This window comes from uncultured Anaerococcus sp. (assembly GCF_963510575.1).
In the GTDB taxonomy this organism is placed as follows: domain Bacteria; phylum Bacillota; class Clostridia; order Tissierellales; family Peptoniphilaceae; genus Anaerococcus.
Window position 1 is genome coordinate 1 of record NZ_CAUPFR010000141.1, and the last position, 3,397, is coordinate 3,397.

Consider the following 3,397-nt stretch of genomic DNA (forward strand, 5'->3'; position numbering starts at 1 on the left):
GCCAAGGGCCTTCATAGTTTGAAGGATATTTAAAATTACAAGGTCACTTTCTTCATCAGTCCAAAGGCCCTGACCTCCTCTTTCTAGCAAAAGACTAGGTATGCCCTTTACATTAGCATAGGAATATAGGCCATTTTTTGCCATAGATGGGACAAGGTAAGTAGTCGATAAGGATCTAATTACCTTATCAATCATCTTTTTTTGGTCTCCTTTGGCATAGGCAGGGAAAAATACCAAAGGTTCCATCTCTTCATTTATATCTCCCCCATGCAAATCAAGGAGGAAATCAGCCTCTGGGTAAAATTTTTCTTCAACAATTTTTGCCAACAAATGAGCCTTGCTTTCTCCAGTAGCAGGGAAAATCCTATTTAGGTTTAGACCATCTTCTGCCACAACCTGCTTGAGTCCCCCATAAAAACCTGACTCATTAAGGACAGGAATAATAAGGAGCCTACCCTTAAAATCTAGGCCTTCATTTCTTATCTTATCAATAAACTTAACTAAAGCCCTCGGTCCAACATATTCTCCTCCGTGGACACCAGAAATTACAACCAGGCAAGGCCCCTCATCTTTGCCACAAACTTCGTAGGCTAAGACTGGGTCATATCCTTCAATAAAAATCTCAAATTCTCTAACCATCCCAAACTCCTTTCTAATCCTTATACTACTATTATACTATAATTAATAATGATTATCGTTCAAGAAGTCCACTCAATTAATAAAATCAGCATAAGTTATAAATTTTTTCCCCACTCGTAACATTGGTTACGGAAAATATATTTTTTCTATCCTATAATAGGAATATCAAATGAAAAATTAAGAAAAGAGGTACATAAATGTTTTGTTATCAATGTCAAGAAACAGCAGGAAATAAAGGATGCACTAAGGTTGGTGTTTGCGGCAAGAATGAAAATGTGGCAAATCTTCAAGACCTATTAGTCTACACTACTAAGGGCCTCGCTGGCTTAGTTGTAAAAAAAGGCAAGGCTTGTGCCAAGGTCTACGATAGGATTTCAAACAATCTTTTCATTACCATTACCAATGCAAACTTCGATGAAGAGGCAATCTTAGATGCAATTAAAAAAACCATGGCCTTTAAGGAAAAAATCATGGGCAAAATCGGCACAGAAGGCCTATCCGATATTGAAAAATACTTATCATACGATGATGAGGAACTCAAGAGAAAGTCTGTTGAAGTTGGAGTTTTAAATATTCTTAATGAAGACGAAAGATCCCTTGTAGAACTAGTTACCTACGGCCTAAAGGGTATGGCAGCTTACAACCACCACGCAAATGTCCTTGGCTATAGGGACGAAGAAGTAGATTTCTTCATAGCAAAAGCCCTTGCAAAAACTACCCAAAACGATAAGGAAATTGGCGATTTAATTGACCTTGTAATGGAAACTGGCGAGCACGGCGTAAAGGCAATGGCACTTTTAGATAAGGCAAATACAGAAACTTACGGCAATCCAGAAATTACAGAAGTAGACTTTTCTGCAGGCAAAAATCCTGGAATCCTTATATCTGGACACGACCTTCATGATATGAAAATGCTCCTTGAACAAACCCAAGGAACTGGAGTTGACGTTTACACCCACTCAGAGATGCTACCTGCAAATTATTACCCAGCCTTCAAAAAATACGACAACTTCCACGGTAATTACGGAAATGCTTGGTGGAAGCAAAATGAAGAGTTTGAGAAATTTAATGGCCCAATCCTTATGACAACCAACTGCATTGTCCCACCAAAAAAGGAAAATACCTACCTAAACAGGATGTTTACAACATCTAACGCTGGTTTTCCTGGGGCAAGCCACATAGAAGCAGACGAAAATGGGTACAAAGATTTCTCAGAAATAATCGAAATGGCAAAATCATGCCAGGCTCCAGAAAATATCGAAAATATCAAAGTAGTCGGAGGTTTTGCCCACAACCAAGTATTGTCCCTTGCAGATAAGGTTGTAGAAGAAGTCAAGGCTGGCAATATCAGGAAATTTGTTGTAATGGCAGGCTGTGACGGCAGAAGTCCTAAGAGATCTTATTACACAGACTTTGCAAAAAATCTTCCAGATGATACTGTAATTTTAACAGCAGGTTGTGCAAAATACCGTTACAACAAGCTAGGTCTTGGTGACATCAATGGAATTCCAAGAGTACTTGATGCTGGCCAATGTAACGATTCTTATTCACTTGTCCAAATTGCCCTTGCCCTCAAAGACGTCTTTGGCCTTGATGATGTAAATGATTTGCCAATCGCCTACAACATCGCTTGGTATGAGCAAAAGGCAGTCATAGTTCTCCTTGCCCTACTTTCACTCGGAGTTAAAAACATCCACCTTGGACCAACTCTTCCAGCATTTTTAAGCCCAACAGTCGTAGACTTTTTGGTAGAAAACTTCAACATCGCCCCAAATACAACAGTAGAAGAAGACTTACAAACATTGATAGGCTAAAATTGTCGGCACCCTGTGCCGACTTTTTTAAAATTAGTATAATATCAAAAAGGAGGATTTATGAATTTACGAGAAATAAAAATTTTTAAGAATTTAACAGATAAGGATCTTGAAATTATCAAAACAAAAACTCAATTTATAGAAAAAACTTATGGCAAGGGCGAGTATGTTTTTATGGCTGGTAATAAGAGTGGTGACCTTTTTTACCTAATAGATGGCAAAATAAATGTCTACCAAATAGACTCAAATGGAAAAAGATTTATCTTCCAAAACTTTGATAAACCTACACTTTTTGGCGAAGTATATTCCTACCTGGGCGAGCCCTTTGACTTCGACTCTGAATGTGCTAGTCCTTGTAAGATTTTAATAATAAAAGACTTTAGGAAAATTTTCACCAAACCTTGTCCAGAAACCTTTTTAAGGTCCTATATAAACTTCCTATCCAAAAAGTGCCTGGCCCTATCAAAGAAAAACCAAATCACCTCCCAAGCAAGCCTACGCCAAAAAATTGGCAAATACCTCCTAGAGAACGAAAAAGAAGGCAAAGTCAAACTCTCAATGAAAAGAGAAGACCTAGCCGACTACCTATCAACAACCAGACCCAGCCTATCAAGAGAACTATCAAAAATGGCAGAGGAAGGGATTATAAAAGTCGGTGGAGATTTTATTGAGATTTTAAATAGAGAAGGAATTGAGTTTTAGTTTTGTGTGGTGGTTATATTTTGAAATGATGCCGAATGTATGACAATATCTGCTATTTAGTGAACTACTAAAATTATAAATTTAACTATATATTATATATAATATTTTTTCTCACAAAAAAAGACGAACATTAAATTGCTCGTCTTTTTAAATTATAATTATTTTTAATTGTAAATAATCCAAGTCCTCTCGAAGAAGCTTTGCTCCTTCAAGCTACTTCCTAGACTATATTTATTGTCTAA

3 protein-coding genes are annotated in these 3,397 nt (G+C 37.2%); 2 read left to right on the forward strand and 1 reads right to left on the reverse strand.

Annotation, left to right across the window (positions count from 1 at the left end):
- The coding region (locus RQ907_RS08195; protein ID WP_311492883.1) for a succinylglutamate desuccinylase/aspartoacylase family protein at positions 1–639 on the reverse strand (639 nt) is incomplete at its 3' end.
- Positions 640–836: 197 nt separating this feature from the next.
- Between RQ907_RS08195 and hcp the strand changes: the two genes are divergently transcribed.
- Positions 837–2,453, forward strand: coding sequence for a hydroxylamine reductase (hcp, locus tag RQ907_RS08200; protein ID WP_311492884.1), 1,617 nt, complete (start codon positions 837–839; stop codon positions 2,451–2,453).
- A 60-nt stretch (positions 2,454–2,513) separates the two neighbouring features.
- Positions 2,514–3,155, forward strand: a complete 642-nt coding sequence (locus RQ907_RS08205; RefSeq protein ID WP_311492885.1) for a Crp/Fnr family transcriptional regulator — start codon at positions 2,514–2,516, stop codon at positions 3,153–3,155.
- Positions 3,156–3,397: the final 242 nt, after the last annotated feature.